This is a genomic window from Pararhodobacter sp. (assembly GCF_034676075.1).
Classification (GTDB): Bacteria; Pseudomonadota; Alphaproteobacteria; order Rhodobacterales; family Rhodobacteraceae; genus Pararhodobacter.
This window is the reverse complement of sequence record NZ_JAUCCQ010000208.1, coordinates 1-3,738: the sequence shown is the minus strand read 5'-3', so window position 1 is coordinate 3,738 and position 3,738 is coordinate 1. Positions and strand designations below refer to the sequence as shown.

Here is a 3,738-nt window from a genome sequence, read left to right as displayed (position 1 = left end):
GCGAAGTTAATGCGCTTTTCTATCGCGTTGGAATCATTCGCTTGGCGCCGGTGTCCCATGCATGGGACGCCGGGTTTTTCCGGGGCGCCAAGACTTGACCCTGCCGCCGATTGACCGCACCTAGGGGCGGTCAGCTGCGGAGGGATGCATGCAGAAGCGGGTCTTGGGGTCCTCGGGGATCGAAGTGTCGGCCGTCGGCTACGGCGCCATGTCGTTTTCGGATTTCTACGGGCCGACCAACGAGGCGGCCTCGCATGCGATCCTCGACCTGATGCGGGACGAGGGGGTGAACCACCTCGACACCTCCAACGTCTACGGCAACGGCCGGTCCGAGCAATGGATCGGCAGCTATCTGGCGAAGAACCCCGGCGCGCGGGCCGATTTCGTCATCGCCACCAAGGCCGGGATCAGCCGCGACGCCGAGGGCGCGCGCAAGCTCGACAACGATCCGGCGCATCTGGAGGGCGAACTCGACAAGAGCCTCAAGCGGATGGGCGTGGATCACGTCGACCTCTTCTACGTGCACCGGCGCGAGGCGGGGCGCCCGATCGAGGAGGTCGCCGAGACGCTCGAACGCCTGCGGCGGTCGGGCAAGACCCGTGCCGTGGGCTTTTCCGAGATCGCGCCCTCGTCCCTGCGCCGCGCTGCCGCCGTCACGCAGATCGACGCCGTGCAATCGGAATATTCGCTGGCCACCCGCTCGCCCGAGCTGGGGCTGGTGCAGGCCTGCGCCGAACTCGGTGCGGCGCTGGTTGCCTTCTCGCCGGTCGGGCGCTCGATCCTGACCGACAACCCGATCCGCCCCGAGCAGATCGAGACGGTTCCCTTCCTCAAGGTCAATCCCCGCTTCGCGCCGGGCAACCACCAGGCCAACCTGGCGCTGACCGATGGGCTGAGGGCGCTGGCGGCCGAGATGGGCGAACCCACCGCGGCGCTGGCCAATGCCTGGCTCTTGTCGCGCGGCGCGCATATCCTGCCGATCCCCGGCACCCGCTCGATCCAGCATTTCCGTGAATGCCTGCGGGGGGCGGCGATCACCCTGACCGAGGCGGATCTGGCGCGGATCGAGGGGATTCTGCCGGTCGGCTGGGCGCATGGCGACCGCTACGACGTGGTGCAATGGATCGGCCCGGAGCGCTATTGCTGACGCTGTCGCTGACAGGGCGCGCGGCGCTTAACCCCTTGTTAACCGCGCATCTTTGTTCTGAAAATATCCTCAGGGGGTGAAGTCGCCCCTCGGGGCGACGAGGGGGCAGAATGCCCCCTCCCTTCCCTCAGGCCAGCGCCGCGATCCGGTCGCGCAGCACCCGCCGCAGGATCTTGCCCGAGGCCGATTTCGGGATCGCCTCGACCACCTCCAGGCGGCGGATCTGCTTGTAATGGGCGATGTCGGGGGCGAGATGGGCTTGCAGCTCGGCCAATGACGGCGGATCGGCGGCGACGATGAAGGCCATCGGCACTTCGCCCGCCTCGGCATCCTGCACGCCGATCACCGCGGCGTCGGTGATCTGCGGATGGGTCAGGATCAGCGCCTCCAGTTCGGCCGGGGCGACCTGGAAGCCCTTGACCTTGATCAGTTCCTTCAGCCGGTCGGTCAGATAGAGATAGCCCTCGGCGTCGAAATGGCCGATGTCGCCGGTCCTGAGCCAGCCGCCCTCGACAATCGTCTCGGCCGTGGCCTTGGGATTGTTGAGGTAGCCCTTCATCACCTGCGGTCCCTTGACCCAGATCTCGCCGTCCTGGCTGGGCGGCAGATCGGTCAGCGTGGCCGGATCGACGATACGGCATTCGGTGTTGGGGATGGTCATGCCCGAGGCGCCCGCCCGCCCGCGGCCCCGGGGCGAGACATGGCTGCCGGGGCTGAGTTCGGTCATGCCGTAGCCCTGAGTGGCATGGGCGCCCAGCCGCTTGCCCATCGCCTCGGCCAGATCGGCCCCCAGGGGCGCGGCGGCCGAGTTGATCTGCGTCAGGCTGCTGAGGTCGAACTTGTCGACCAGCGGGTGCTTGGCCAGCGCCAGCGCCACCGGCGGTACGATCCACATCCTTGGCGTGCGGTATCGCTCGCACAGCGTCAGGAACATCTCCAGATCGAAGCGTGGCATGGTCACCAGCGTGCCCCCGGCGGCGATATAGACATTCATCAGCACATGCAGGCCGTAGATGTGGAAGAAGGGCAGGAAGGCCACCGTCGCCTCGCCCCGCGCCAGATCCGCCACCGCCAGCAGCTGGTCGGCGTTCACCGTGAGGTTTCGCTGGGTGAGCATCACGCCCTTGGGCAGGCCGGTCGTGCCCGAGGAATAGGGCAGGCAGACCACGTGTTCGTCGAGGTCCACCGGCACCTGCCCGGCGATGGGCTCTCCCATGAAGTCGGCGAGGCCGCAGGCGCCTTCGGCGGCAGGGCCGATCAGGACGATCTCGCGCACCCTGGTGCCCTTGATCCCCTCGCGCGCGGTGTGGAGGAAGGGGGCCACGGTCACCAGCAACTCGGCGCCCGAGTCGATCAGCTGGTGGTGCAGTTCATGCGCGGTATAGGTCGGGTTGACCGTGGTCACGCAGCCCCCGGCCCAGGCCACGGCGTGAAACACGGTGCAGAATTCCGGGATGTTCGGCGCCATCAGCGCCACGCAGCCGCCGGGCGCATAGCCCCGGGCGGTGAGACCCCCGGCCAGCGCCCTGACCGAATGCATGAATTGCCCGCCGGTCACGCTGCGGTCGCTGGGGCCGTCGATGAGGATCGTGGCCTCGGGGTCGATGCCCTGGAACACCCGCTGGGTGATGCTGAGGTCGCTGATCGGAACATCGGGAAAGGGGCTTCTGATGATGGTCATTCGTGGTCCTCCCTGTCGCCAGCTTAGCACCGGGCGGGCATCTGCCTAGCCCTTGGTGCAGGGGGGCGGGTGGCACGCGCGGGGACGTGATTTTACCGCCGGGCACGGCGCTGGCAGGCTGCGGGGGCGGCCGTCTCGGCCGGGCGGAGGGGTGGATGACACGGGCTTGGTGGATCGGGATCGCGGCAGGGCTGGCGCTGGGCGCGCCCGCCATGGCCGAGGAGGCGGCGCTGGTCGCCTATGGCAGCCGCGCCGGGATGGAGGTCAGCGTGCTGTCGGCGCAGGGCATCGACAGCGACGCGGCCGAGGTCCGCGTCGCCCATACGCCCGAGAATGCGCGGGCCTTCTGCACGCTCTATGTCATGGACCCGTCCGAGGCCTGCGTGACGGCGACGCTGGCCGATGTCGCGGGTTGGGTCGGTGACCGGATCGCGGGCGATTGCACGACGGGCGTCTTCACCGGGCTCTGGGGCGGGGAGATGCGCTTTCTGGGGCGGCTCCCGCAGCGCACCGAGTTCGGCGCCGAATGGGACTTCCGCGAGGAAGGCAGCGACACGCCGCTCGATGGCACCACGGCCAGCGGCTATGGCGTGGTGCTGGACCAGTTCCGGGCGATCTGCCCGGCGCGGCTGGCGGATTGAGACTGCCGCACCCGGGGCGATGACCGCGGGCGCAGCGGGGCAGGGCGCGCCCGCCTGTCAGGCGCTGTCGGCCGCGTCGAAATCGGCCCGGGCCGCGTCGATCCGGTCGAGGTTGTCCAGCGCCCAATCGGCCAGCGCCCGCACCGGCTGGCGCAGGCTGTGGCCGAGTGGCGTGAGCTCGTATTCGACCCGGGGCGGGATCTCGGGGAAGTAATGCCGCAAGATCAGCCCGTCGCGTTCGAGGTTGCGCAGCGTCAGGCTCAGCATCC

4 protein-coding genes are annotated in these 3,738 nt (G+C 68.9%); 2 read left to right on the top strand and 2 right to left on the bottom strand.

Annotation, left to right across the window (positions count from 1 at the left end; translation table 11 throughout):
• Window positions 1-148: 148 nt before the first annotated feature.
• Complete coding sequence (locus tag VDQ18_RS23190; RefSeq protein ID WP_323023221.1) at window positions 149-1,147, top strand: aldo/keto reductase; 999 nt, start codon at window positions 149-151, stop codon at window positions 1,145-1,147.
• A gap of 127 nt (window positions 1,148-1,274) precedes the next feature.
• Here the strand turns inward: VDQ18_RS23190 and VDQ18_RS23185 are convergent, their stop codons facing one another.
• Window positions 1,275-2,828, bottom strand: coding sequence for an AMP-binding protein (locus VDQ18_RS23185; RefSeq protein WP_323023220.1), 1,554 nt, complete (start codon window positions 2,826-2,828; stop codon window positions 1,275-1,277).
• 155 nt (window positions 2,829-2,983) lie between these two features.
• On the opposite strand from VDQ18_RS23185, the gene VDQ18_RS23180 reads away from it, so the two are divergent.
• Window positions 2,984-3,469: a hypothetical protein gene (locus VDQ18_RS23180; RefSeq protein WP_323023219.1), complete on the top strand. Its 486-nt coding sequence runs from the start codon at window positions 2,984-2,986 to the stop codon at window positions 3,467-3,469.
• A gap of 57 nt (window positions 3,470-3,526) precedes the next feature.
• Here VDQ18_RS23180 and VDQ18_RS23175 read toward each other — a convergent pair.
• On the bottom strand, window positions 3,527-3,738 hold a 212-nt coding region (locus VDQ18_RS23175), incomplete at its 5' end, for a helix-turn-helix domain-containing protein (RefSeq protein WP_323023218.1).

Bases quoted from the DNA above. Each gene is read 5' to 3' on its own strand.
- VDQ18_RS23190 (WP_323023221.1), top strand. From the start codon at position 149: ATGCAGAAGCGGGTCTTGGGGTCCTCGGGGATCGAAGTGTCGGCCGTC.
- VDQ18_RS23185 (WP_323023220.1), bottom strand. From the start codon at position 2,828: ATGACCATCATCAGAAGCCCCTTTCCCGATGTTCCGATCAGCGACCTC.
- VDQ18_RS23180 (WP_323023219.1), top strand. From the start codon at position 2,984: ATGACACGGGCTTGGTGGATCGGGATCGCGGCAGGGCTGGCGCTGGGC.